This window comes from Micromonospora sp. NPDC005305, from assembly GCF_040607315.1.
GTDB lineage: Bacteria > Actinomycetota > Actinomycetes > Mycobacteriales > Micromonosporaceae > Micromonospora.
Map to the genome: position 1 here is coordinate 176,204 of NZ_JBEXGL010000007.1, position 25,547 is coordinate 201,750.

General features: G+C 75.3%; 19 protein-coding genes. 8 read left to right on the forward strand and 11 right to left on the reverse strand.

The window, feature by feature from the left end; translation table 11 throughout:
- Nucleotides 1–3: 3 nt before the first annotated feature.
- The 4 genes from ABZS80_RS14650 to ABZS80_RS14665 are packed head-to-tail and all read left to right on the forward strand — an operon-like array spanning nucleotide 4 to nucleotide 3,166.
- Nucleotides 4–1,068 (forward strand): ABC transporter substrate-binding protein, encoded by a 1,065-nt coding sequence (locus tag ABZS80_RS14650; RefSeq protein ID WP_355056168.1) that lies wholly within the window; start codon nucleotides 4–6, stop codon nucleotides 1,066–1,068.
- Nucleotides 1,065–1,844 carry an ABC transporter ATP-binding protein gene (locus ABZS80_RS14655; RefSeq protein WP_355056169.1) on the forward strand — a complete coding sequence of 260 codons (780 nt, stop codon included), beginning with the start codon at nucleotides 1,065–1,067 and terminating at the stop codon, nucleotides 1,842–1,844. The genes ABZS80_RS14650 and ABZS80_RS14655 overlap by 4 nt, the downstream gene beginning before the upstream one ends.
- Nucleotides 1,834–2,718: an ABC transporter permease subunit gene (locus ABZS80_RS14660; RefSeq protein ID WP_151462835.1), complete on the forward strand. Its 885-nt coding sequence runs from the start codon at nucleotides 1,834–1,836 to the stop codon at nucleotides 2,716–2,718. The genes ABZS80_RS14655 and ABZS80_RS14660 overlap by 11 nt, the downstream gene beginning before the upstream one ends.
- Nucleotides 2,719–2,722: 4 nt before the next feature.
- Entirely contained in the window at nucleotides 2,723–3,166 is a 444-nt protein-coding gene (locus ABZS80_RS14665; protein ID WP_355056170.1) for an Rrf2 family transcriptional regulator, read from the forward strand.
- A gap of 129 nt (nucleotides 3,167–3,295) precedes the next feature.
- Here ABZS80_RS14665 and ABZS80_RS14670 read toward each other — a convergent pair whose 3' ends face one another.
- The 6 genes from ABZS80_RS14670 to ABZS80_RS14695 form a co-directional block, all read right to left on the reverse strand.
- Nucleotides 3,296–4,555, reverse strand: coding sequence for a DEAD/DEAH box helicase (locus tag ABZS80_RS14670; protein ID WP_355056171.1), 1,260 nt, complete (start codon nucleotides 4,553–4,555; stop codon nucleotides 3,296–3,298).
- A gap of 211 nt (nucleotides 4,556–4,766) precedes the next feature.
- Nucleotides 4,767–4,970, reverse strand: coding sequence for a cold-shock protein (locus tag ABZS80_RS14675; RefSeq protein WP_107079793.1), 204 nt, complete (start codon nucleotides 4,968–4,970; stop codon nucleotides 4,767–4,769).
- A gap of 198 nt (nucleotides 4,971–5,168) precedes the next feature.
- Complete coding sequence (locus tag ABZS80_RS14680) at nucleotides 5,169–8,612, reverse strand: UvrD-helicase domain-containing protein (protein WP_355056172.1); 3,444 nt, start codon at nucleotides 8,610–8,612, stop codon at nucleotides 5,169–5,171.
- Between the two features lie 166 nt (nucleotides 8,613–8,778).
- Entirely contained in the window at nucleotides 8,779–12,423 is a 3,645-nt protein-coding gene (locus tag ABZS80_RS14685; RefSeq protein ID WP_355056305.1) for an ATP-dependent DNA helicase, read from the reverse strand.
- Nucleotides 12,424–12,565: 142 nt separating this feature from the next.
- Complete coding sequence (locus ABZS80_RS14690) at nucleotides 12,566–13,111, reverse strand: TIGR00730 family Rossman fold protein (RefSeq protein WP_355056173.1); 546 nt, start codon at nucleotides 13,109–13,111, stop codon at nucleotides 12,566–12,568.
- Between the two features lie 2 nt (nucleotides 13,112–13,113).
- Nucleotides 13,114–13,980: a TIGR00730 family Rossman fold protein gene (locus ABZS80_RS14695; RefSeq protein ID WP_355056174.1), complete on the reverse strand. Its 867-nt coding sequence runs from the start codon at nucleotides 13,978–13,980 to the stop codon at nucleotides 13,114–13,116.
- A 155-nt stretch (nucleotides 13,981–14,135) separates the two neighbouring features.
- On the opposite strand from ABZS80_RS14695, the gene ABZS80_RS14700 reads away from it, so the two are divergent.
- Nucleotides 14,136–14,297: a hypothetical protein gene (locus ABZS80_RS14700; protein WP_167364265.1), complete on the forward strand. Its 162-nt coding sequence runs from the start codon at nucleotides 14,136–14,138 to the stop codon at nucleotides 14,295–14,297.
- A gap of 55 nt (nucleotides 14,298–14,352) precedes the next feature.
- Here ABZS80_RS14700 and dapE read toward each other — a convergent pair whose 3' ends face one another.
- A complete protein-coding gene (gene dapE, locus ABZS80_RS14705; protein ID WP_355056175.1) occupies nucleotides 14,353–15,426 on the reverse strand; it encodes a succinyl-diaminopimelate desuccinylase in 1,074 nt (357 codons plus the stop codon).
- Nucleotides 15,427–15,450: 24 nt separating this feature from the next.
- Here dapE and dapD point away from each other — a divergent pair, with 24 nt between their 5' ends.
- Complete coding sequence (dapD, locus tag ABZS80_RS14710; RefSeq protein ID WP_355056176.1) at nucleotides 15,451–16,410, forward strand: 2,3,4,5-tetrahydropyridine-2,6-dicarboxylate N-succinyltransferase; 960 nt, start codon at nucleotides 15,451–15,453, stop codon at nucleotides 16,408–16,410.
- 83 nt (nucleotides 16,411–16,493) lie between these two features.
- On the opposite strand, the gene ABZS80_RS14715 is transcribed toward dapD, so the two are convergent.
- Nucleotides 16,494–19,835 (reverse strand): S8 family serine peptidase, encoded by a 3,342-nt coding sequence (locus ABZS80_RS14715; RefSeq protein ID WP_355056177.1) that lies wholly within the window; start codon nucleotides 19,833–19,835, stop codon nucleotides 16,494–16,496.
- A gap of 141 nt (nucleotides 19,836–19,976) precedes the next feature.
- On the opposite strand from ABZS80_RS14715, the gene ABZS80_RS14720 reads away from it, so the two are divergent.
- Both ABZS80_RS14720 and ABZS80_RS14725 read left to right on the forward strand, forming a co-directional pair.
- Nucleotides 19,977–20,543 carry a sugar O-acetyltransferase gene (locus ABZS80_RS14720; RefSeq protein ID WP_355056178.1) on the forward strand — a complete coding sequence of 189 codons (567 nt, stop codon included), beginning with the start codon at nucleotides 19,977–19,979 and terminating at the stop codon, nucleotides 20,541–20,543.
- Between the two features lie 85 nt (nucleotides 20,544–20,628).
- Nucleotides 20,629–23,208: a hypothetical protein gene (locus ABZS80_RS14725; RefSeq protein ID WP_355056179.1), complete on the forward strand. Its 2,580-nt coding sequence runs from the start codon at nucleotides 20,629–20,631 to the stop codon at nucleotides 23,206–23,208.
- Here the strand turns inward: ABZS80_RS14725 and ABZS80_RS14730 are convergent.
- Genes ABZS80_RS14730 through ABZS80_RS14740 form a run of 3 tightly spaced genes read right to left on the reverse strand, consistent with a single transcriptional unit; the run spans nucleotide 23,185 to nucleotide 25,504 of the window.
- Complete coding sequence (locus ABZS80_RS14730) at nucleotides 23,185–23,832, reverse strand: nucleoside/nucleotide kinase family protein (RefSeq protein WP_355056180.1); 648 nt, start codon at nucleotides 23,830–23,832, stop codon at nucleotides 23,185–23,187. The two genes, ABZS80_RS14725 and ABZS80_RS14730, sit on opposite strands and share 24 nt — an antisense overlap.
- Complete coding sequence (locus ABZS80_RS14735) at nucleotides 23,832–24,473, reverse strand: SIMPL domain-containing protein (protein ID WP_355056181.1); 642 nt, start codon at nucleotides 24,471–24,473, stop codon at nucleotides 23,832–23,834. The genes ABZS80_RS14730 and ABZS80_RS14735 overlap by 1 nt, the downstream gene beginning before the upstream one ends.
- A gap of 5 nt (nucleotides 24,474–24,478) precedes the next feature.
- Nucleotides 24,479–25,504: a prephenate dehydrogenase/arogenate dehydrogenase family protein gene (locus ABZS80_RS14740; protein ID WP_355056182.1), complete on the reverse strand. Its 1,026-nt coding sequence runs from the start codon at nucleotides 25,502–25,504 to the stop codon at nucleotides 24,479–24,481.
- Nucleotides 25,505–25,547 lie beyond the last annotated feature (43 nt).

The window sequence follows — 25,547 nt, forward strand, 5'->3', positions numbered from 1 at the left end:
ACGATGAGACGGCTCCCCTTCCGCCGCCTGGTCACCCTGGCCACCCTCGCCGTGGTCGGCGCGGCCACCCTGGGCGCCACCGCGGCCTGCGGCGACGACAGCGACGACGCGGCCGGCGGCTCCGGTCCGGTAACCCTGCGCCTGGGCTACTTCCCGAACATCACGCACGCGCCCGCCGTGGTGGGCGTGGAGAAGGGCATCTTCAAGGAGAAGCTGGGCGGCGACGTCACGCTGGAGACCAAGACCTTCAACGCCGGACCGGCGGCCATCGAGGCGGTCTTCTCCGGCGCGCTCGACGCCACGTACATCGGTCCGAACCCGACCGTGAACGCCTTCTCGAAGTCCAAGGGCGAGGCGGTCCGGGTGGTGTCCGGCGCCGCGTCCGGCGGCGTCGCGCTCGTGGTGAAGCCCGAGATCACCTCGGTGGAGCAGCTGCGCGGCAAGAAGATCGCCACCCCGCAGCTCGGCAACACCCAGGACGTCGCGCTGCGCTACTGGCTCAAGGAGAAGGGCCTGCAGACCACCAAGGAGGGCGGCGGCGACGTCAAGGTCGTCCCCCAGGAGAACGCGCAGACCGTCGAGACCTTCGCCAGCGGCGCCATCGACGGCGCGTGGGTGCCGGAGCCCTTCGTCTCCCGGCTGGTCAACGCGGGCGGCAAGGTGCTGGTCGACGAGCGCGACCTGTGGCCGGACAAGAAGTTCGTCATCACCAACCTGCTGGTCAGCACCAAGTTCCTCAAGGCGCACCCGGACGTGGTGAAGAAGCTGGTCGAGGGGCAGGTCGCGGCGAACGAGTTCGTCAACAGCAAGCCGGACGAGGCCCAGCAGGCCATCTCCGACCACATCGGCAAGATCACCGGCAAGCCGCTGGACCTCAAGCTGATCAAGCAGGCCTGGCCGACGTTGGAGTTCACCAACGACCCGATCCCGTCCTCGCTGAAGACCGGCCTGGACCACGCCGTCGCCGTCGGGCTGACCCAGCCGGTGGACCTGAACGGCCTCTACGACCTGAAGTACCTCAACGAGGTGCTCAAGGCCGAGGGCAAGCCCGAGGTCGTCCAGCCGTGACGTCGACCACGACGACCCCGCGCAGCGCGACCGGCTCGGTCGCGCTGCGCGGCGTGACCAAGGTGTACGGCCAGGGCGAGCAGGCCGTCCTGGCGCTGGACGGGGTGTCGCTGGACGTCAGCCCCGGCGAGTTCGTCTGCCTGGTCGGCGCGTCCGGCTGCGGCAAGAGCACCCTGCTCAACCTGGTCGCCGGGCTGGACCGCGCCAGCGGCGGCCGGATCGAGCTCGGCGAGGGGGTCAATCCCGGCCTGATGTTCCAGGAGCCGGCGCTCTTCCCGTGGCTCACCGTCGAGGCCAACGTCGAGGTGCCGCTCAAGCTGCGCGGGCTGCCGCGCAACGAGCGCAAGGCCCGGGTCGCCGAACTGCTGCGGACCGTCCACCTCTCCGACTTCGGCCGCAAGCGCCCGCACCAGCTCTCCGGCGGCATGCGGCAGCGGGTCGCGCTCGCCCGCACCCTCGCCCTGGACACCCCGGTGCTGCTGATGGACGAGCCGTTCGGCGCGCTCGACGCGATGACCCGGGACATCCTGCACGACGAGCTGGAACGGATCTGGTCGGAGCGGAAGCTCACCGTGCTCTTCGTGACGCACAACGTCCGCGAGGCGGCCCGGCTCGCCGACCGGATCATCCTGCTGTCCAGCCGGCCCGGCCGGATCATCTACTCCACCGAGGTCGACGTGCCGCGACCCCGGCGGATCGACTCGCCGGAGATCGCGGCCATCGCCGCCGAGGTCACCGACCGGCTGCGTACGGAGGTGGGCCGCCATGGCCAGTGACACCCTCGCCGGGACGCCGCGCACCGACGCGGAGATCTCCGGCCTCGACGCCCTGGAGATCGCCGGGCGGGAGAAGGCGCCGTCCCGGCTGCGCCGGCTCTGGTCGGCCACCTGGCCCAAGCTGGCCGCGCTGGCCCTGGCCATCGCCCTCTGGCAGGCCGTGGTCTGGAGCGGCTGGAAGGACCCGTGGGCACTGCCCGGACCGGCGCCGGTCTTCGCGGACCTCGGCCACTACGCGCTCACCTCGGCGCTCTGGGAGGGCCTGGCCACCACCGCGCGGCGGGCCGCCGTGGGCTTCGCCGCCGCGGTCGCCGTCGGGCTCCTGCTGGGCCTGGCCGTGGCCCGGGTGAAGGTGCTCCGTGCCGCGATCGGCTCGATGATCACCGCGTTGCAGACCATGCCGTCGATCGCCTGGTTCCCGCTGGCCATCCTGCTCTTCCAGCTCAGCGAGCAGGCCATCTTCTTCGTGGTGGTGCTCGGCGCGGCGCCCTCGGTCGCCAACGGCGTCATCCACGGCGTCGACTACGTGCCGCCGCTGCTGGTCCGGGCCGGCCGCAACCTCGGCGCCCGCGGGCTCAACCTCTACCGGTACGTGATCGCGCCGGCCGCGCTGCCCGCCATCGTGGCCGGGCTCAAGCAGGGCTGGGCGTTCGCCTGGCGCAGCCTGATGGCCGGCGAGCTGCTGGTGGTCATCGCCACCCGGACGTCGATCGGCGCGCAGCTCACCTATGCCCGGGAGCTGAGCGAGGCGACCCGGCTGATGGCCATCATGATCGTCATCCTGGTGGTCGGCATCGCGGTGGACGCCGCGTTCGGCGCGGCCGACAAGGCGATCCGGCGCCGGTGGGGCGTGCTGGACCAGGCCGGCAACTGACGCCGTGTACGTCTCCGCGCGCGCCGACTACGCGCTCCGGGCCATGCTCGCCGTCGCCGACGCCGCCGGGTCCACCGGCGACGGGGGGCTCGGCGGCGGCGAGCTGGTCAAGGCGGCGAGCCTGGCCGAGCGCCAGGGCATCCCGCTCAGCTTCCTCCAGGGCATCCTGCTCGACCTGCGCCGGGCCGGGCTGCTGCACAGCCACCGCGGCACCGAGGGCGGGTACGCGCTCACCCGCCCGCCCGCCGAGATCAGTGTGGGTGACGTGCTGCGGGCGGTGGGCGGGGCGCTGACCAGCGTGCGGGGCATGCCCGCCGACCGGGCCGGCTACCACGGGGTGGCCGCCGGGCTGCGGGACGTCTGGCTCGCGGTGGACGGCGCCATCGCCCTGGTGGTCGACCGGACCACCCTCGCCGACCTGCTGGTGGACCGCGCCGCGGCGTCCTGACGGCGGCGCCGGGATCGGGCCGCGGGTGCGACGCGGCCCGCACGTGATCGACTCCGGCTCGGCGAGGTGGCGGCATCCCGGCATGCCGGACACCGCCACCTCGCCGCGCTGGAGCGGAGGATCAGGCGGTCAGCGGCGACGCGGGCGGCGGGACCGGGCCGGCCGCGAGGCCTGCGCCGGGTGGGGTGCGGGCGGCGGGGTGACGGTGACCGGGACGCCGGTGGGCTGACGGGCGCCGGTGACCCGGACCAGTTCCTCGTCGCCGGCGCGTACCCGGGCGGTCTGCGGGGTGATGCCGGCGACGGTCATCAGCCGGGAGACGTCGCGGCGCTGCTCCGGCAGGACCAGGGTGACGACGGTGCCGGACTCCCCCGCCCGGGCGGTCCGGCCGCCCCGGTGCAGGTAGTCCTTCGCCTCGGTGGGCGGGTCGGCGTTGACCACCAGGTCCAGCCCGTCGACGTGGATGCCCCGGGCCGCCACGTCGGTGGCCACCAGGGCGGTGACCTGGCCGGTGCGGAACTGCTCCAGGATCCGGGTGCGCTGCGGCTGGGTCTTGCCGCCGTGCAGCGCGGCCGCGCGTACGCCCTTGGCGAGCAGTTGGCGGGCGACCCGGTCGGCGCGGTGCTTGGTCGCCATGAACAGGATGGTGCGTCCCTCGCGGGCGGCGATGTGGGCCAGCGCGGACGGCTTGTCGTCCGCCTCGACGTGCAGCACGTGGTGCGTCATCGCGGTCACCGTGGCGGTTCCCGGGTCGACGGAGTGCGAGACCGGGCGGCTCAGGAAGCGGCGGACCAGCTTGTCCACGCCGCCGTCCAGGGTGGCCGAGAAGAGCATCGTCTGGCCGTTCGGGGCGACCTGCTCCAGCAGCTTCGTCACCTGCGGCAGGAAGCCCATGTCGGCCATCTGGTCGGCCTCGTCGAGCACGGTGACGGCCACGTCGTCCAGCCGGGCGTCCCGCCGGTCGATCAGGTCGTGCAGCCGGCCCGGGGTGGCCACCAGCACCTCGGCGCCGGCGCGCAGCGCGTCGGCCTGCCGCTGGAGGGACAGCCCGCCCACCACGGTGGCGCAGCGCAGCCCGAGCGCCCGGGCGTACGGGGTGAGCGCCGCGGTGACCTGCTGGGCCAGCTCGCGGGTGGGCACCAGCACGAGCGCCAGCGGGCGGCCGGGGCGGGCGCGGTGGCCGGCCGTGCGGTGCAGCAGCGGCAGCCCGAAGGCGAGGGTCTTGCCGGAGCCGGTGCGCCCGCGGCCCAGCACGTCGCGGCCGGCCAGCGAGTCCGGCAGGGTGGCCGCCTGGATCGGGAACGGCGCGGCGATGCCCTGCGCGGCCAGCTCGGCGACCAGCGCCGGCGCCAGGCCGGTGGCGGCGAAAGTGGGAACGGTCATGGTCATGCGAAAAGCCTTCCTCGAGGCGGCACGTGTCGAGGAAGGGCGCCGGGGAGCGGCGCGTCACCGGCGTCGCCGGTGGTCACAAGCACGAACCGAAAGGTACGGGCCGGCCCGCCGCAGCACGCCACGTCCCGCTGAGCGGGTGGGCGGCGCAGCGGACCGGCCCGTCACCGCGCCCGGGGGGCGCGATGGGTGTTACCGGATGATCCGAAGATCAGAGCGGACGGATGTTCTCCGCCTGCGGGCCCTTCTGGCCCTGGGTCACCTCGAACTCGACCCGCTGGTTCTCATCCAGGCTCCGGTAGCCGGAGGACTGGATCGCCGAGAAGTGGGCGAAGACGTCGGCGCCGCCGTCGTCGGGGGTGATGAAGCCGAAGCCCTTGTCAGCGTTGAACCACTTGACGGTGCCAATTGCCATTTGTTCGTCTCCTTGACGGAACGTTCGGACCCGCACCTGTTGCGGACCCGAGGAGTGCGCCGCGCGTGGCCGCGCGCCGCACCTGTCGCTGCTGGTCGCCCCGCCCGGAGAACTCCGGACACAACAAAGAGCGCCTGGGGCCACAATCCGCCAGGCGCACACAGAGTCTCTGGAAACCAAAACTGCAACGTGGTCAGCCTAGCACGATCTCTGCAACACCGCGCCCTCTGTCGGAAATTCCGGCACGGCGGCGACGAGCGCGGTCAGCCCGGCGGCGTCGAGCAGGTCGGCGGGGCGCACGGTCACGCCGTCCCGCACGTAGTGGAAGGCGGCCCCCACCCGCTCGACCGGCACCCCGGCCAGCTCGGCCCAGGCCAGCCGGTAGACGGCGAGCTGCACGGCAGCCGCGTCGGCCTCCCGCCCGGCCGGCTGCCGGCCGGTCTTCCAGTCGACCACGTCGAAGCGGCCGCCGGGGCGGGCGAAGACGGCGTCCATCCGGCCCCGGACCACCACCCCGGCGATCACCGTGGCGAAGGGCACCTCCACCTCCACCGGCACCCGGTCGGCCCACTCGCTGGCCAGGAAGCGTTCCTGGAGCTCGGTGAGCGCGTCGTCCGGTGCGGCGTCCTCGTCGGCCGCGCCGGGCAGCTCGTCCACATCGAGCAGCCGGTCGGCGCCGAAGCGCTGCTCCAGCCAGGTGTGGAAGGCGGTGCCCCGCCGGGCGTACGGGTTGGGCTCGGTGGGCATCGGCCGGCGCAGCGTCCGGGCCAGGGCCTCCGGGTCGCGGCGCAGCGCCACCAGCTGCGTCACCGACAGGTGCCCGGGCAGCTCCACCTCGACCGCCTCGGCCCGCCGGGCCAGCTCGGCCCGTTCGGCGAGGAGCAGGTCGGCCTCCCGCCGCCAGCGGGTCACCTCGGCGTCCTCGGCGGGCGCCCGCGTGTCGGCGTCCTCGGCGGGCGCACCCGTCACGGCGGTCGCCAGCAGGGCCTCCTCGCGGCGGGCCGCCTCCGGGTCGGCCAGGCAGCGGCGGACCAGGGCGGCCGCCTCGGCCAGCGCCGGACGGCGGGCGCCCAGCGGGTCGGCCGGCCACTCCGCCCGCAGCACCGTCTCCGTGGTCGGGTTGACCGCGTCCCCGGCGGGCTCGGGCGCCCAGGCGTCGACCAGGTGGCCGTCCCCGCCGGCCAGGCAGGCGTCGTGCACCTCCCGGAGGAAGACCGAGGGGCCGCGGAACTTCTTCGTCCCCTCCCCCCACCAGTAGCCGGAGCAGAGCAGCAGCCGGCGGGGACGGGTCACCGCCACGTACGCCAGCCGGCGCTCCTCCCGCTCGTCGTGCGCCCGCCAGGCGTCGGTGAAGTCCTCCACCGCCCGGGCCACCCCGCGCTGGTCCTCCGCACCGGAAAGGCCCAGCTCGGGCAGCCCGTCCGCGTCGCCGCGGAGCGGGAACGGCAGCACGCCCAGCCCGCCCAGCCAGTGGTCGGAGTTGCGCACCGGCCCCGGCCAGACGCCCCGGGTCAGCCCGGCCACCGACACCACGTCCCACTCCAGGCCCTTGGCGGCGTGCGCGGTAAGTATCTGCACCGCACCTTCCACCACCTCGACCTCGCCCGGGGTGAGGCCGCGCTCCTCGTCCTCGGCGGCGGCCAGGTAGGCGAGGAAACCAGCCAGCGTGGCGCCGGGCGTCTCACCGCTGAACCGGGCCGCCACGTCGCCGAGCGCGTCCAGGTGGGCGCGGGCCAGGCCGGCGTCGCCGGCGCCGTCCCGGCCGGCCCGGACCGCCACCTCCACGTCCAGGCCGATGGTCCGCTCGATGTCCGCGATCAGCTCCGGCAGGGACTGGTCCAGCCGGTAGCGCAGCAGCGCCAGCTCCATCCCGTACGACCGGAGCCGCGCGTACCCCTCCGCCGAGTACGCCTGTGCCGGCCCCAGGTCGGCCAGCGCCTCGACCAGGGTGGCCTCGTCCAGCGCGTCCACGGTGATCTCCGGCCCGTCGTCGCCGGTCACCTCCCGGCGGGCCCGCGCGATGGCCCGGGCCCGCCGGTGCAGGGCGACCAGGTCGCGCGGCCCGATCCGCCAGCGCGCGCCGGTGAGCAGCCGCAGCAACGCCGCCCCGTCGGTCGGGTCGGCGAGCACCCGCAGCGAGCAGACCACGTCCCGGATCTCGGGGGTGTCCAGCAGGCCGCCCAGGCCGACCACGTCGACGGGCAGCCCGCGGGCGCGGAGCGCCGCCTCGAGAGCCGGGATCTGGCTGCGCAGCCGGACCAGCACGGCGGTGGTGGGGCGCCGGTGCGCCGGGATGTGTTCGGGCAGCGCCTCCGGCATCCCGGCCGCGCCACGCCAGGCGGCCAGCACGCTGTCGGCGATCCAGTCGGCCTCGTCGGCGTACGTCTCCAGCAGCGCGCTGTGCACGGTGCCGGCGGCCCGCCCGCCGGGGCTGCGGTGCGGGATCGGGTCGCGGACGCTGAGCGCGGCGTGCAGCTCTGGCACCCGGGCGCCGGCCGCCCGCAGCGGCACCGACAGCGCGTTGGCGACGCCGAGGATCTCGGGGCGGTTGCGCCAGCTCGTGGTGAGGCTGAGCACCTCGGCGGGGGCGCCGTCGGTGCGGGCGAACTCGGTGGGGAACCGGTCCAGCGTGCCGGCGCTGGCCCCCCGCCAGCCGTAGATGGACTGGCAGGGGTCGCCCACCGCGGTGACCGGGTGGCCGCCGCCGAACAGGGCGTTGAGCAGCACCACCTGGGCGTGGCTGGTGTCCTGGTACTCGTCGAGCAGCACCACCCGGAACCGGTCCCGCTCGATCACCCCCACGGCGGGATGGTCGCGGGCCACCCGCGCGGCCCGGGCCAACTGGTCGGCGAAGTCCATGGCCTCGAAGTCGTCCTTGCGCCGGGCGTACGCGCGGACCAGCGGCAGCAGCTTCAGCCGGGTCCGCTGGAGCTGGAGGGCCTTGCGCACGTCGGCGTACACCCGCCCCGGGCGGGACTGCACCTCGGCGAAGAACCGGCCGGTCCAGGCGGCCAGCTCGTCCGGGTCGACCAGGTGCTCGTCCAGCTCCCCGGCCAGGGCGAGCACGGCGTCGGTGATGGTCGACGGCATCCGGTCCACCTCGGACATGTCGCCGTCGTAGTTGCGCACCAGCAGGTCGACGAGCTGCCAGCGGGACGCCTCGGTGAGCAGCCGGGTGGTCGGCTCGTAGCCGGCGCGCAGCCCGTGCTCGGTGACGATCCGGCCCGCGTACGAGTGGTAGGTGGAGACGGTCGGCTCACCCACGAGGGGGTCGGCGTGCGGGTCCCGGCCCTGCCGGCCGAGCCGCCGGATGAGCTGGTCGAGCCGGGTGCGTACCCGGTGCGCCAGCTCGCCGGCCGCCTTGCGGGTGAAGGTGAGGCCGAGGATCTGCTCGGGGCGGACGTAGGAGTTGGCGACCAGCCAGACCACCCGGGCGGCCATCGTCTCGGTCTTGCCGGAGCCGGCGCCCGCGACGACCAGCAGCGGCTCCACCGGCGCGGCGATGATCGCCGCCTGTTCCCGGGTGGGCGCCGGCAGCCGGAGCAACCTGGCCAGCTCGACCGGGGTGTAGCGGGGGCCGGCGTCGGCGGCCCGGGGCGTCGGGGTGGCGCTGGTGCTGAACAGCGTCGGCTGGGTCGTCACGGTGCCCTCTTCGTTCGCAACTGCGGGGCTCGCAGAACCGGCTCACTCCTCGCGCTCACGGGTGCCCTCTTCGTTCGCAACTGCGGGGCTCGCAGAACCGGCTCAAGCGCGCGTTCCGGCTCGGCCGCGTCCCACGCGAGCCGCCCCGGAACGCGCGTCCTCGCGCTCACGGGTACTCCGTGGGCGGCTCGACGACCTGGCGGCCCTGCCCGGAGACCGGGCAGCTCGTGCGCACCGGGCAGACCCGGCACTTCGAGTTGGCGACGGCGGCGAAGGTGGCGGCGGCCATCGTGTCGGCGGTACGCCGGACCAACGCGGTGGCCCAGCCGGCCTCGGGGCCCTCCCCGGCGGCCGCCTGCGCCTGCTCCTTGGCCTCCTTCGCGCCGGTGCCGAGCTGCACGAGCGCGGCGCCACCGGACTCCTCGCCGAAGTCGGCGAACGCCCCCGCCTCCACGGCCGCCTGGTAGGCGCCGAGCTGCGGGTGTTCGGCCACCTCCCGCTCGGTGACCGCGGTGGACTTGCCGGTCTTCAGGTCGATCACCACGAGCCGCCCCTCGGCGTCGACCTCCAGCCGGTCGACCCGGCCGGTCAGCTCGACCGGCCGGCGCGGGTCGTCGAGGCGCACCGCGAACTCGTGCTCGATGGCGAGCAGCCGCCGCGGGTTGCCGGCCAGCCAGCGGAGCAGCTTGTCCACCATGGCCTCGGCGCGGGACCGTTCCGGGCCGACCATCCAGCGGGCGGCCAGCTCGATGGCGTCGAACCGGGCGGCCACGTACTCCAGCAGGGCCGTCCGGTCGACGCTCGCGTCCTCGGCCAGCATGGCGGCGGCGTGCACCAGGTTGCCGACACCCTGCGCGGCGCTGGCCGGGGCGCTGCCTCCGTGCCGTTCCAGCAGCCAGCGCAGGCTGCACCGCAACGCGCTCTCCATGGCCGACGGGGTGACCCGCACCGGTTCGCCCTCGTCGACCAGCGGCCGGTCGTCGGAGAGGCCGCGCAGGCCCCACCAGTCGTCCGGATGCGCGCCGGGCACCCCGGCGGCGGCCAGCCGGGCCAGCTCGGCCGCCGCCGCACGCCGCCGGGTGACCGGCGCCGCCGGGTCGGTGATCGCGGTACGCAGCTCCGCCACCAGCGCGGACAGGGTGAGCCCGCGCGGCGGCAGGGTGACCGGCAGCGTGCCGGGCGCCCCGTCCTGCGGGTCCTCGTCCCCCACCGGCACCGGCCCGTCGGACGCGGGCACGTCCAGCGCGGCGCCGTCGCCGGGCCGCCCGGACGCGTTCGCCGGGACCGCGGCGGCGCCGTCGCCGGCACGCCGGTCCCGCCCCCGGCCCGCCGCCCCGGTCGAAGCGGCACCACCGGCCGGGGCGGCACCGCCGGTCGGGGCGCCGTCGGCCGGGTCGCTCGGGCCCGGCTCCGGGTCCGGGCCGGCGGGTACGCCGCCGCTCCCGCCGACGGCGGGTGGGTCGGTGGCGGCCAGCTCGTGCAGGAAGCGGCTGGGCTGCTCCTCGTGGTCGTCGCCGCCGACCGCCACCGAGGCCACCGCGGTGACCAGCAGCCGCCGCCGCGCCCGGCTCACGGCCACGTGGAACAGCCGGCGCTCCTCGTCCAGCAGCGCCGAGGTCTGCCCGACCAGGCTGGCCCGCAGCCCGGCGCCGTCGGCCCGGCCGGCGAGCACGTCGACCAGCCGCTCCGAACCGAGCAGGCTGCCCCGCAGCCGCAGGTCGGGCCAGACGCCCTCCTGCACGCCGGCGACCGCGACCAGGTCCCACTCCAGGCCCTTGGCGGCGTGGGCGGTGAGCAGCCGGACCGCCTCGCCCCGGTCGGCGCTGGCAGCGAGCGTGTCCGCCGGCAGCTCCTGCCCTAGCACGTGGTCGAGGAAGACCTCGGTGCGCGCGCCGGGCAGCCGGTCGGTGAACCGGGCGGCCGCGTCGAAGAGCACCATGACCGCGTCGAGGTCGCGGTCGGCGGCCTCGGCGCGCCAGCGCTGCGCGGTCTCGTGCTCGCCGGTCGCGGCCCGGCCGCGGGTGATGGCCCCGGCCCAGCGCTCGGCCAGGCCGCTCTCCCGCCACACCGCCCAGAGCACGTCCTCGGCGGTCGCGCCGGGTGCGGCGGCGGCCTGCCGGGCGATATCCAGCAGGTGCGCCACGGTCTGCGCCGGGGCCGCCCAGCGCCGCTCGACGGCGGCCAGCTCGGCCGGGTCGCGCAGCGCCTCGACGATCAGCTCGCCGGACGGACGGCGGTCGCCGGCGGCCAGCGCGAGCGCGCGCAGCCCCTGGCGCAGCCGCCGCTCGGCGAGCGGGTCCGCGCCGCCCAGCGGCGAGTGCAGCAGGGCGACGGCCGACTCCTCGTCCAGCCGGTCGGGGTCGAGCGCGCAGCGGAGCAGGAGCAGCAGCGGGGCCACGCCGGGCTGGAGGTGCAACGGCAGGTCCTCGCCGTGCACCACGGTCGGCACCCCGGCGGTGTGCAGGGCGCGCCGCAGCGAGGGCAGCTGCCGGCCGGTGGAGCGGACCAGCACCGCCATCCGGGACCACGGCACCCCGTCGAGCAGGTGCGCCTCGCGCAGCGCGTGGGCCAGCCAGGCGGACTCGCTGGTGGCCGAGCGGAAGGTGCGGACCTCCAGCGCGCCCGGCGCGGCGTCGGGGAGCGGGCGCAGCCGCCGGTGCGCCGCCGGGCCGCGCAGCCGGCGGGCCAGCCGGGCGGTCGCGGCCAGCAGCTCCGGCCCGGCCCGGTAGGAGGTGGTGAGCGTGACCTGGGCGGCCGGCGCGCCGGAGGCCGTGCGGAACCGGTGCGGGAAGGTGGTCACCCCGGCCGGGTCGGCGCCGCGGAAGGCGTACGTGGAGGAGTCCGGGTCGGCGAAGGCGACCAGGGACTTGCCGCCCCCCGCCACGACGGCGAGCAGGTCGAGTTGGGCCGGGTCGGTGTCGGCCAGCTCGTCGACGTAGACGTGGGCGACCCGGCGGCGCTCGGCGGCCAGCAGCTCCGGGTCGTCCAGCAGCATGCCGGTGGCGGCCCGGACCAGCTCGGCCGGGTCGTACGCGATCGAACCCCGGTTGCTCACGTCACGCAGGGCGAGGACGGCCACGTACTCGCGGAGGAAGCGGGCGGCGGCCGGCCAGTCGGCGCGGCCCAGCTTTTCGCCCAGCCGGGCCAGTTCGACCGGGCCGACGCCCCGCTCGGCGGCGCGCATCAGCAGGTCGCGGAGCTGCTGGGCGAAGGCCCGGGTGCGCAGCGCCGGGCGCAGGTCCTCCGGCCAGCCGACCGGGTCGTCCGCCGGCTCCTCGCCCACGATGTCGAGCAGCTCGCGGATGATCAGGTCCTGCTCGGGGCCGGTGAGCAGCCGGGGCGAGGGTTCGCCGCGCTCGGCGGCGGCCCGGCGGAGCAGCCCGAAGGCGTACGCCGGGAAGGTGCGGACCAGCGGCTCGCGGACCACGCGGTGGCCGTTGCCGGCGATCCGCGCCTCGATCCGGTGGCGCAGCTCGGTGGCACCCCGCCGGCCGAAGGTGAGCACCAGGACGTGTTCCGGGTCGACGCCCTCGGCCACCCGGGCGGCGACCGCCTCGACCAGGGTGGCGGTCTTGCCGGTGCCGGGGCCGCCGACGACCAGCATCGGGCCGTCGGTGTGCGCGACGACCTCGGCCTGCACCGGGTCCGGCCGGCGCGACGGCGGGTGCGCGGCATCGCCCGCGGACCCCCCGGATCGCGGCTCCGTCTCGGCCGGCCCCGTGGACCGACCATCCCCCTGCCCCGCCCCGGCGACCTGGGAGACCCCCGCCCCCACCCCACCGGGCCGGCGCACCAACCGGTACGCCTGCATCCCCGACATCCCACCACGCCGGTACGACACCGGAGAACCCGCCGCCGGCCCCCACACCGCCAGCTCCCGTCGATCATGAAGTTGTTGTCGCGACACGCCGGCATCGCCGGCAACAACTTCATGATCAACCGGGGGGCCGGCGTCAGGTGAGGCGGGCGTCCAGGAGGTCGAGGGCCTCGGGGACGGTTTCCGCGATCTGCAGGAGGTCCAGGCCGGCCGGTTTGAGGAAGTGGCGGTCGGCCAGGGTGCCCAGCCAGTCGAGCAGCGGGCGGTAGAAGCCGTCGGCGTCGACCAGCACCATGGGCTTGGCGTGCATGGCCAGGGTGGCGGTGGTCCAGACCTCGAACAGCTCGTCCAGGGTGCCGAGCCCGCCGGGCAGGGCCACGAACGCGTCCGACTTGTCGATCATCAGGGTCTTGCGGCTGGCCATCCCGTCGGTGACCAGCAGCTCGTCGGACGCCAGGTCGGCGACCTCCAGGTCGACCAGGGCCTGTGGGATGACACCCAGGGTCCGGCCGCCGGCCGCCCGCGCCCCGTCGGCCACGGCGCCCATCATCCCCACGCACCCGCCGCCGCTGACCAGCGTGTGCCCGCGCCGGGCCAGCTCCGCGCCGGTCTCGGTGGCCAGGTCCAGCCAGCGGGCGTCGAGGGTACGCGAGGACGCGCAGAACACGCAGACGTTGGCCACGGTCAGCCCTGCTCCGCCGGCCCGTCGGGGGCGGCCTCGGCGGCGGCCTGCTGATCGGCGCCGAGGCGGGCGACGGCCTCCTCGCGGATCGCCTCCTGCTCGGCGGAGAGCACCGCCTCGGCCTCCACGATGTGCCGGACCGCCTCGTTGACGTCGTCGGTGAGGCAGATGAGGTCCAGGTCGTTCGGGCCGATCTTGCCCTCGGCGGTCATGCTGTCCCGGAGCCAGTCGAGCAGGCCCCGCCAGTAGTCGACGCCCATGAGCACCACCGGGAAGCGGGTCACCTTGCCGGTCTGCACCAGGGTGAGCGCCTCGAAGAGCTCGTCCATGGTGCCGAAGCCGCCGGGCAGCACCACGAAGGCCTGGGCGTACTTGACGAACATGGTCTTGCGGGCGAAGAAGTAGCGGAAGTCGATGGCCAGGTCGACCCAGTCGTTGATGCCCTGCTCGAACGGCAGCTCGATGCCGAGCCCGACGGAGAGCCCGCCCGCCCCGTTGGCGCCCCGGTTGGCCGCCTCCATCACGCCCGGCCCACCGCCGGTGATCACCGCGTAGCCGGCCCGGGCCAGCGCACCGCCCAGTTCCTCGGCCAGCCGGCACTCGGCGCTGTCCGGCTTGCTCCGGGCCGAGCCGAAGACGCTGACCGCGGGCGGCAGGTCGGCGAGGGTGTCGAAGCCCTCGACGAACTCGGACAGGATGCGCAGCGCCCGCCAGGCGTCCCTGGTCTTCCAGTCGCCCCGGCCCCGGGAGTCGAGCAGCCGCTGGTCGGCGGTGCTGGTGGGGATGGCCTGGTTGCGCAGGGTGACGGCGCCCCGGTGCCGTACCCCGCTCGGCCCGCGGCCGGGTGGCCGCCCGTTGCTCTGGCTCATGGGGCCACCGTAGTGGAGCGGGGGCGGCGCGGTGCGGAGGCGGGCGACGCGGAGAAATTCTTCGTGATCATGGGCAACTAAATGGCTCGCTCGTACGTCTTACTATTCACATACCGGGTATGCCCGGGCGCGCGCCTTCGGGGGAGGAGCCAGCGTTGATCAGCAACAGCGAGATGATCCGGATTCGCCGGCAGATGCAGCGGCGGATCCGGGACGTGGTGGCCGAGCGCCGCCGCGCCCGGATGATGGAAGCCCACCACACCGACCTCACCGGCGAGACCACCGAGACCGAAACCCCGCTGACGACCACGCTCTGACGGTCCGGCACGACCCGGGGGTCCGCGTCACCGACGCGGGCCCCCGGTCGCGTGCTCAGGACGAGGCGAGCCAGCGGTGCAGGGTGGCCGCGCCGTCGCGGATCTTCGTCAGCTCGACGTGCTCGTCCTTGTGATGGGCCAGGTTGGGGTCGCCCGGACCGAAGTTCAGCGCCGGGATGCCCATGGCCGCGAACCGGGCCACGTCCGTCCAGCCCAACTTGCCGATCGGGGCCGCGCCGACCGCGGCCAGGAACTCCTGCGCCGGCGGGTTGTCCAGGCCCGGGGCCGCGCCGGCCGCCGCGTCGGTGACCGCCAGGTCGAAGCCCGCGAAGACCTCGCGCAGGTGCGCCTCGGCCGCCGCCGGGTCACGGTCCGGGGCGTACCGGTAGTTGATCTCGATCTCGCAGCGGTCCGGGACGACGTTGCCCGCCACCCCGCCGGTGATCCGCACCGCGTTCAGGCCCTCGCGGTAGTCGCAGCCCTCGATGGTCACCCGGCGCGCCTCGTACGTGGTCAGCCGGCGCAGCACCTCGCCGGCGCCGTGGATGGCGTTCACCCCGTGCCACGACCGCGCCGCGTGGGCCCGCTCGCCGTGTGTGGTGACGATCGCCCGCATGGTGCCCTGGCAACCCGCCTCGACGATCCCGTACGTCGGTTCCAGCAGCAGCGCGAAGTCGGCCGCCAGCCACTCGGGGTGGGCCTGGGAGACGAGGGTGAGCCCGTTGTACCTCGACTCGATCTCCTCGGCCTCGTAGAAGAGGTAGGTGACGTCGTAGCGTGGGTGGGGCAGGGTCACCGCCAGGTGCAGCGCGAAGGCCACCCCGGACTTCATGTCGGAGGTGCCGCAGCCGTACATCAGGTCGCCGCGCATGGTCGACGGGAAGTTGTCGTTGAGCGGCACGGTGTCCAGGTGGCCGGCGAGCACCACCCGCTGCGGCCGGCCCAGGTCGGTGCGCGCCATCACGGTGTTGGAGTGCCGGTAGGTGGTGAGGTGCGGCACGCCCCGCAGCACCTCCTCGACGCAGTCGGCGATCGCCTTCTCGTTGAGCGACACGGACTCGATGTCGACCAGCGCGCGGGTCAGCGCCACCGGATCGGCCAAGACCTCGGGGGTCAACGGGTTCTGCATGTCTCGCACGGTACCGTCAGCAGCGTGACGACCGCACAGTCTGCCTGGGGCATCGGCCTGGCCACGATCACCGCTGACGACCAGGTGCTGGACACCTGGTACCCGACCGGCAAGCTGGGGCTCGGCGAGCTGCCGCTGGTCGCCGGTGAGGACGAGGCCGACGTGCTGGACCTGCCGCCCGGCGCGGTCGGCGAGCGGGCGCTGCCCGGCCTGCGCACGGCCCAGGTGGTCACCGTGATCGGCTCGCTGGACGACCCGATCAAGGACGCCGCGGACGCGTACCTCCGGTTGCACCTGCTCTCCCACCGCCTGGTGCGGCCCAACGAGCTCAACCTCGACGGCATCTTCGGCAAGCTGGCCAACGTGGCCTGGACCTCGGCCGGGCCGTGCCCGCCGGAGCGGGTCGACGAGCTGCGGGTCATCGAGCGGTCAGCCGGCCGCCACCTGGCCGTCCACGGGGTGGACAAGTTCCCCCGGATGACCGACTACGTGGTCCCGGCCGGCGTGCGCATCGCCGACGCGGACCGGGTCCGGCTCGGCGCGCACCTGGCCGCCGGCACCACCGTGATGCAGGAGGGCTTCGTCAACTTCAACGCCGGCACGCTGGGCACCTCGATGGTCGAGGGGCGGATCGTGCAGGGCGTGGTGGTCGGCGACGGCTCCGACATCGGCGGCGGCGCGTCGATCATGGGCACCCTCTCCGGCGGCGGCACCGAGAAGGTGCGCATCGGCGAGCGGAGCCTGGTCGGCGCGAACGCGGGCGTGGGCATCACCCTGGGCGACGACTGCGTGGTGGAGGCCGGCTGCTACATCACCGCCGCCTCGAAGATCACGCTGCCGGACGGCCGAGTGGTCAAGGCCCGGGAGCTGTCCGGGGTGGACGGCCTGCTCTTCTGGCGCAACTCGGTGACCGGCGCGCTGGAGGCGAAGCCGCGCACCGGCCGGGGCATCGAGCTGAACGCGGCGCTGCACGCCAACGACTGAGCGACGACGCGGGACGGGCCGGGGCGGAACGCCCCGGCCCGTCCGCCGTCCGGGCCGGCGGACCGCCGACCCGGACGACCGGATCACCGCAGGCGGTACGCCTGGATGATCCGCTGGGTGACCGTGTTGCCGGCGCCGTCCCGGGCGGTCGCCCGCAACGAGACGTAGCCGGGGCCGGCCGGGTGCCGGACCGTGGCCGCCCAGCCCGCGCCCTGCTTGTGCAGGGCCGCCTTGCGCCAGGTCTTCCCGCCGTCGTACGAGACGTCGACGGTGAGCGCCGCGACGGAGGCGGCCGGCGCGCCGGGCTGCCGCTGCACCGTCACCGGGATGGTGAAGGTCCGGCCGGCCGGGGCGCTGTTGTCCACGGCCAGCGGCGGGGTGAAGCGGACGGCCATGGCCGGCAGCCGCGCCCAGTCGTCACCGGGGACGCGCCGGGAGCGGAACGTCCAGGTGGCCGAGACCTCGGTGCTCAGGTCGGTGAAGCCCCGCGTTGCCGAGGTCTCCAGCCGGTAGCTCGCGGCGCCCGGCGGCACCTGGAACTCGCCGTACCCCGCGGCGGGCTGCTCGGCGAGCAGCTTCCCGTTGCGGTAGAGCGCCGTCCGTTCGGTGTCGTTGAGCGAGCCGCCGGGGTGGCCGGCCGCGTCGCTGTGCACCGGCAGGGCGACCACGAGGGTGTCGCCGTTGCGGGTGATGCCCTGCTCCGGCCAGCGGGGCTGCGGGAAGGACGGCCCGTACGGCGCGCTGTTCCAGTCCTCCCGGTAGGTCCGGCCGGCCCGGTACCGGGTGGGCACCGACTCCAGCACCGCCCGCACCTCCAGCCAGCCGTCCTCGCCCCGCTCACCGAAGTCCAGCTCGGAACTCCAGCCGGTGCGGGTCGTGCTGTAGTGCTCGACCCGCTTCCCGGGCACCGGAACCGGCACGACGATCGCCGAGCCGCCGATGTTGTAGTCGGACTCCGGGAAGACGATCCTCTCGTTCTCCAGCCCGGCGTAGCCGGCCGCGAACCGGTGCGTGACGGTCGCCAGGTCGCCCGGCTGGTAGTGCCGGACGAACCCGGTCGGCATCCGGCCCGGGAACAGCTCGTTGAGGGCGTAGAAGTACGGGCTGCGCTCCGGCGCCGTCGGTTCGAGCCACTGGCTGGCCAGGGCGGCGACGAAGAGGGAGTCGGAGACGCCGTGCCCCAGCTGGCCGCTGTGCAGGCCGTCGAAGCTGAACGTCCAGAGCCCGAACCCGTAGGAGGAGTCCTCGGTGGACCAGTTGGCCGAGAGGTCGATCAGCAGCGGCGCCGCGCCCCGCTGCGGCACCGTGGACCGGACCGGCTTCGCCCGCCGGGCGTCGACGGTGAGCCGCTGGTTGCCGCTCACCACCAGCTCGGGCTGGGCCAGCATGGAGACCTCGGTCCAGCCCTCCTCCCCCGGCAGGTAGATGAGGCTGTTCAGGCCGTACCGGCCCTTGGGGAGGCGGACCCGCGCCTCGCCGTCGGGGTCGTACACGTCCCGGTAGACGGCGCCGTCCAGCCCGACCAGGGTGGTGAAGTAGTCACCGGTGAGCTTGCCGGCCCGGTCGCGGTGCGCGACGGTCAGGTCGTAGCTCTCCACCTCGCGGTTGACCGCCAGCGGGGTGACCGCGACCGCGTCGCCGGCACGGGCGACCAGCCGGCCGGTCCAGTAGCCGTCGAGGCCGCCGAGCCGGGTGTCGGCGGTGACGGTGACCTGGGCCGTCCCGCCGGCCGGCACGGTGAGCCGGGACGCGCCGAGGGTGAACATCCCGGCCGGGGCGGCGCGCCCGTCCGGGCCGGTGACCTCGGCGGTGAGGTCGAGGGTGAGCGGGCCGGTCCCACCGTTGCGGTAGGTGACCGTGCGGGCCACCGGCTGGTCGTCACCGTGCGGCCAGGCCGTCACCCCGAACGAGACGCTGGGCGGGTCGCTGCTGACCTGCTCCGTGATCGCGTGGGCCACGTCGACCCGTCCCGCGCCCTGCTGGAACGCCGTCTGTTCGGGGTGCGGCTTCGCCGAGGCCATCAGCGTGGCCTTGTACCGTCCGGCGGTCCAGCCCGGGTGCTGCTGGGCGAGCAGTGCCGCGGCGCCGGCCACGTGCGGCGTGGCCATCGAGGTGCCGGAGAGGGAGACGTAGCGGTCCCCCACCGGGTCGCCGATGGCGCCGTTGGCCGCCCGGGCGGCCACGATCTCGACGCCGGGCGCGGTGATGTCGGGCTTGAGCCCGCCGTCGACCCGCGGCCCCCGGCTGGAGAAGTCGGCCAGCGCGTCGTCCCGGTCGACCGCGCCGACGGCCAGCGCGGCGTCGGCGGTGGCCGGCGAGCCGACCGAGCCGTCGGCGCCGTCGTTGCCGGCGGCCACCACGAACAGCGTGCCGGTCTGCGCGGTCAGCGTCTCGACGGCCTGCTCCAGCGGGTCGACCTCGGGGAAGTCCGCGCCGCTGAGGCTCATGTTGACCACGCTGGCGTGCTTCTCGGCCGCGGCCCACTGCATGCCGGCGAGGATCGCCGACTCGGTGCAGCCCTGGTTCTCGCAGACCTTGCCGGAGAGCAGGGTGGCGTCGGGGGCGACGCCGCGGTACTTCCCGCCGGAGGCGGCCCCGCTGCCCGCGATGATCGAGGCGACGTGGGTGCCGTGCCCGACCATGTCGTCGGACTCGGCCGCCTCGCTGAAGTTGCGCGAGTCGGCGACCCGGCCGGCCAGGTCCGGGTGGGTGAGGTCGACGCCGGTGTCGAGCACCGCGACGCTGACCCCCTTGCCGGTGAAGCCGGCCGCCCAGGCGGTGGGTGCGCCGATCTGCGGCACGCTGTGGTCGAGGGTGACCCGCCGCCGGCCGTCCAGCCAGATCCGGTCGACATCCCCCGCCGCGTCGACCCGGGCCCCGGCCCGGTCCGCCGTGACCGCGCCCCAGACCGCGCCGGTGTCGGCCTTCGTCGCGACCAGCGCCGCGCCGCCGATCGCCGGCAGGTCGCGGGTCACCCGGGTGCCGGCCATCGGGGCCGCCGCCCGTCGGGCCGACCCCGGCCGGTACGACACGAGCAGCGGCAACGTGTCCCGCCGGGCGTCGTCGTAGCCGGCCGCGACCAGCCCGGTGACGTCGAACAGCCGCCGGTCGACCCGGCCGGCCCGGACCAGGGGCAGCGCGTCCTGCGGCAGCACGGTGAGACGGCCGCGTTCCCGGCCGACCAGGAAGCCCACACCGGCGCGGCCGGCGCCGGGGCGGACCGCCGCCTGCCCGGCGGCGGTGACGGTGACCCGGTCGCCGGTGATGAGGGTGACGGTGACCGGCTCGCCGGCGCGCGCGGCCGCGGCGCGGGCGGGAGTGGCGTCGGGGGCCGCCGGCGGGGCCGCGGAGGCCGGCACGGGCAGGCCCAGCGCCAGCCCCAGGGTGAGGCCGAGGCCGGCGACTCTTCTTCGATTTCGGCGCAACGTTCCTCCTTCGTCAAGCGTCTTCATCAATGGGGGACATCGATGGAGATTGCCAGAATTGCATACCGCGTATGCAAAAGGAAGTCGCCAATCCGACTAAACCGGTGCCCCGGCCGCCGCCGCCCGGGGCATGATCGCCCGGTGACCGCCATGAAGGACCGCATGCTCGCCGGCGAGCCGTACATCGCTGACGACCCGGAGATCATTGCCGATCTGGACCGGGCCGCCCGGCTCGGCAAGCGCTTCAACCGCAGCTCCGCCGACGACCCCGAGGGGCGCCTCGCCGCCCTCCGCGACCTGCTCGGCTCGGTCGGCGAGGACACCTGGGTACGGCCGCCGCTCTACTGCGACTTCGGCTACCAGACTCACATCGGGCCGCGCAGCTTCGTCAACTTCAACGCGGTCTTCCTCGACGTCGCCCGGATCACCATCGGCGCCGACGTCCAGATCGGACCGAACGTGCAACTCCTCACCGCCACCCACCCGGTCGAGCCGGCGGCCCGGCGGGCCAAGTGGGAGGCGGCCGAGCCGATCACCATCGCCGACAACGTCTGGCTCGGCGGCGGGGTCGTCGTGCTGGCCGGCGTGACCATCGGAGCGAACACCGTGGTCGGCGCGGGCGCGGTGGTGACCAAGGATCTACCCGCCAATGTGGTCGCCGTGGGTAACCCCGCTCGTCCGGTCCGGATCCTCGAAGATACGGTCTGAGCTGCTAAAACGACGCCTCCAGGGGGGTGCGGATTCCGACCACAGGGTGCACTCTGGGTAGTGACCGGTTCACCCAGGGGGCGTCATGGAACGGGTGCTCGAACTGCGCGTCCACGGGGTGTCGAACACCCCGCCCGACCAACTGCTCGGGCTGCGCCCCGCCCCCGGTGGTGACGGCGCGCAACCCGACCTGGTCGCCGGCGGCGCGGTCACCGGCTTCTACCGCACCAGCACCGCCGGCCGGGACGACCCGATCACGGTCGAGGCGTACAGCTGGGGGCAGTTGACCTCCGGCGCGCGGACCCGGCGCGACGTCGAGCGTGCCCTGTGGACGCTGCTGCTCCCCTTCACCCTGGCCAACGTGGCGCTCTACGCGCGCGTCGGCATCCCGCCGGACCCGGACCGGGAACGCTGGGCCAGCCGCTCCGGCGTCACGGCCTGGCTCATCCGGCTGTTCTGCCTGAGCCTCACCGGCACCCTCGTGATCACGGCGACCGGGATCGGAGTGGACCTGATCGGCTGGCAGTGCGTCGGCCCGGACTGCCTCGGCCACCTCCCCGGCCCGATGGAGTTCCTCGGCAACGCCTGGTGGCGCCAGGACACCCGGGCGCTCGCCGCGGGCCTGCTGCTGCCGCTGCTCCTGCTCACCGGGCTCGGCGCCGTCGCCTGGCGCACCTACCAGTACGAGGCGGAGATGCCCGCCGAACCGCACCCCCGCCCCGCGACGCGGGAGGACGGCTCACCCGCAGACCCGCCGGAGCCGCTGGAGAACCCGCTCCAGGACCCGACCTTCTGGAACGGCGAGGGGCAACTGCGCCGGGCCGCCGTGCTGCACCTCTGCACCGGGGCGGTGATCGCGGCGGCGGTCCCGGTCGGCGCGGTGATCGTCATGGACCCGCCGCGCGGGCTGCGGGCCGCGGTCGCCTGGCCGACCGTCGGAGTGCTCGCGGCCGTGGTCGCGATCGCCGTGGTGGCGTTGGGCCGGCCCTGGTTGACCCGGCGGCAGGGCGCCACGCCGCTCGGCCGGTGGAGCGCGACCGTGGCGCTGCTCACCGGGCTGGGGCTGGCCGGCACGTTCACCCTGCTGCTGCTGCCCGACGGTCCCGCCGGCCGGCCGCTGTCCGCGTACCGGCCGCCCATCGGGTGCGTCGCCGACCCGGGCATCCCCGGCTGCCGCACCGACCGGTCGCTGCCCGGCTACGACACCGCGGTCGCCTGGCTCGCCACCTACCAGGCGCTGCTGCTGGTCACCATCGGCGCGGTGAACCGCTCCGGACGGCGCGCCCTGTTCGGGCCGGTGGCCGGCAGCCTGCTGCTGCCGCTCGGGGTGGCCTGGACCGAGCACGGCCTGCCCGGCCTGCCCGACGCGCCGGACGCGCTGAGCAGCTGGATGCTCGCCGGGCCGGCCATCGCCATCGCCGTGACCGGGCTGCTGCTGCCCCGGACCCGGCCGGCCGTGCCGGTGCAGCCGCTCGCCGCGCACACCGACCTCGCCTGGGGCGGGCGCGCCCCGGCCCTCATCGCCGGCTTCGGCTGGATGATGGCGATCGCCTACTGCGCCGGCCTCCTCTACTGGGTGAGCGACCGGCTCGACAGCCGGGCCGACCCGAGCGGCAACAGCCGGGTCGTGCCCCCGCTCGCCGTGTTCTGGGCCGGGCTGGCCTGCGTGGTCGCCCTGCTCGCCCTGCTCGCGCTGCTGGTCCGGGCCGGCATCCTGCTCCAGACGCTCCGCCGTGCCGAGTACGCCGCCCTCACCTCCGGTCACGCCGGCCTCTCCGCGCACGACCTGCGCCGCTGCCGCGACGTCAGCACCTTCCGGGCGCTGCACCGGCTGGTCGGCGAGCACGCGATCCGGCTGGTCGGCTGCTACGCGACCGTCTCCGTGGTGCTGGTGACGCTCTGCTGCGCGGCCGCGCTCTCCCGCAGCCGGCCCAGCCCGCTCTCCCCCTCCGGCTGGCAGACGATCATCCACTGGGCGGCCAACCGGGGCGACACCATGCTCGGCTGGCTGCCCGTGGTGATGAGCGCGCTCGGGCTGCTCGTCTACCGCACCGACACGGTGCGCCGGTCGGTCGGCGTCATCTGGGACGTCGGCACCTTCTGGCCCCGCGCCGCGCACCCGCTCGCCCCGCCCAGCTACGCCGAGCGCGCCGTACCGGAACTCCAGACCCGGGTCGCCGGCCTGCTCGCGCTCCCCCCGCTGCACCCCGACCGGATGGACGGGGTGATCCTCTCCGGGCACAGTCAGGGCACCGTCATCTGCGCCGCCATGCTGCTGCAGCTCCCCCGCCGCTGGCGGCGGCGCATCTGGTTCTTCTCCTACGGTTGCCAGCTCACCCGCCTCTACGGCCGGGTCTTCCCCGCCTACTTCGGCCCGGAGCGGTTGCGCACCCTGGCCCGGGCGCTCACCTGGCCCGGCGGGCACGTCTCGTGGACCAACTTCTGGCGCGACACCGATCCGCTCGGCTGGCCGGTCAGCGCCGGGGAACGGGACGTGCCGGTGGCCGACCCGGAGGCGCTGCACCCCGTCGGGGGCGAGGTGGCCGACCCGCCGATCCGCAACCACAGCGGCTATCCGGAGGCGGCCGAGTTCACCCGCGAGCGGGCGGTGGTGGCGCGGCTGCTGCGCCGGGCCGTGCCGTCACCCCGGCAGGGGGTCGGCTAGCCGGACCACGAGGTCGGCGTGTTCGGCGGTGCCGGCCACGAGCCGAGCGTTGGCCTCGTCGCTGCCGAGCGCCCAGGCGCGGGCCTGGTCCGGCGTCTTCCCGTACGCCTCGTGCCGGGCGGTGAGCCGGCGCACCCGCAGCTCGGCGTCGAGGTCGAGGAACCAGACCTGGTGCAGCAACGTGCCCACCTCCTCCCACGGGTCGTCACGCAGCAGCAGGTAGTTGCCCTCGGTCACCACGAGCCGCACCTCGGGCGGCACCTCGATCGCCGCGGCGACCGGCTCCTCCAGGTCGCGGCGGAACGCCGGCGCCCACACCGAGGTCGGCTCCAGCCGGCGCAGCCGGCGCAGGGTCGACGCGAAGCCGTTGACGTCGAACGTGTCCGGCGCGCCCTTGCGTGCCTCCCGGCCCAGCCGGACCAGCTCCGACTGGGCCAGGTGGAAGCCGTCCATGGGCACCAGCCGGGCGGCCGGACCGACCTCGGCGACGATCCGCTCGGCCAGCGTGGACTTGCCCGCCCCCGGCGCGCCGGTGATGCCGAGCAGCTGCCGCGGGCCGTCCCCGGCGAGGGCCCGCGCCCGGGCCACCAGCTCAGCGAGCGGGAGCACCTGCGCGGGCGCCATCAGCCGAGCACTGGTTCGCTGATGGTGAACCGGGCCTCGACCGCCGCCTGCACCGGCTGCGGCTGCGGATCCAGCTCCAGCTCGGTTGCGGCCTCCCCGCCCCTCGCGAAGGCCGCCTTCGCCATCATCGACGGGGCGGTGGCCAGGCCGGTGTCGGCCAGCTCCACGAGGGCGGTCACCCGGGCGCCGAGCGCCTCCGCGTATTCCCGGGCGCGGGCCAGGGCGTCCGCGATGGCGGCGTGCCGGGCCTCCCGGTAGGCCGGGCTGTCCGGCCGCAGCGACCACCACGGGCCGGCCAGCTCGACCTGCTCCTGGTCGGCCAGGCGGAGCATCAGCTCGCCTAGCGCGGTGAAGTCGACCACCGTGACCGTGGTGGTCACGCTGCCGTGGTAGGCCACCACCCGCTCACCGGAGCGCTTCGTCTCCGGCCAGACCCGGAGCTGGCCGGTCTCCCGCCGCTCCACGGCCGGCTCGGCCGCGTCGAGCAGCACCCGCACGGCGGCCGCGCGCTCGGCCAGCCGGGTCAGCGTGGTCTCCCGGTCGCGGTCCCGTGCGGTCGCGGTCACCGCGAACCGGGCCAGCTCGGGGGCGACCTCCCGGTACGCCTCGCCGCGTACCGCCACGACCGGTGCGTCCGCCATGCCGCTCAGCCTAGTGGCGGGGTCGCCGGAAGGTGGCCCGTGTAGGTGACCCCGCCCTCCGCCACCCGGCAGCCGGTCAGGTGGCCGCCGGCCGCGCCCAGCTCCCGCAGATATGCCAGCTCCCCGGCGTGGTCGGCGGCGGCCGGGAACTCGCGCCGGTGGGCGGTGAACGCGCGGCCGCGCAACGCGGCCCGGGCGGTGCGACCCTCGGTGAGCCGGCCGGCCAGCTTCCCGGGGTCGCCGGCCCGCAACGCCTCGGCCAGCTCGTCGAGGTAGGCCCGGACCGCGTCCAGCTCGACCAGCACGCGATCCCGGTTGCCGAGCAGCATGTTCGCGGTCCGCTCGGGCGGCCCGCCGGCCACCCGGGTGCCGTCGGAGAAGCTGCCGGCGGCGAGCGCGAGCACCGCGTCGCGCAGCGCCGAGCGCTGCACGGTGCCGGCCAGCGCGCCGGCGAGCAGGTGAGGCAGGTGGGAGGCGAGCGCGGCGGCGCTGTCGTGCTCCGGGGCGGACATCGGCACCACCCGCGCGTGGAAGACGTCGACGAGCAGCGCGGCGAGCCGCCGGAACGCGGGCATCCCGGTCGGCCCGGGGCAGAGCACCCACGCGGCCCCGTCGAGCAGCGCCGGGCTGGCCGCGTCGAGGCCGGCCCGGTCGGCGCCGGCCATCGGGTGGCCGGGCACGAACCGGTGCCCGAGCCCCTGCGCGACGGCGGCCGTGGCCACGTCGGCCTTGGTGCTGCCCACGTCGGTGAGCACACACCGGTCGTCGGTGGCCGCGGCCACCGACGCCACCGTCGCGGGCAGGGTGGGCAGCGGGCCGCAGAGGAACACGACGTCCCGGCCGCGGACCGCCTCCTCGACCGTGTCCGGCGCGGCGACGCCCTGCTCACGGACCCGCCGCCGGGTCGCCGGGTCCGGGTCCCAGCCGGCCACGTCGAGCCCGGCGTCGCGGAGCCGGAGCAGCACCGACCCGCCGATCAGGCCGGTGCCGACCACCGCCGCGCGTGCCTGTCCGCCGGCCCCGCCCACCATCGGCCCCACCTCGGCGTTCCGTCGTCCGGAGCCGGACCCGGCC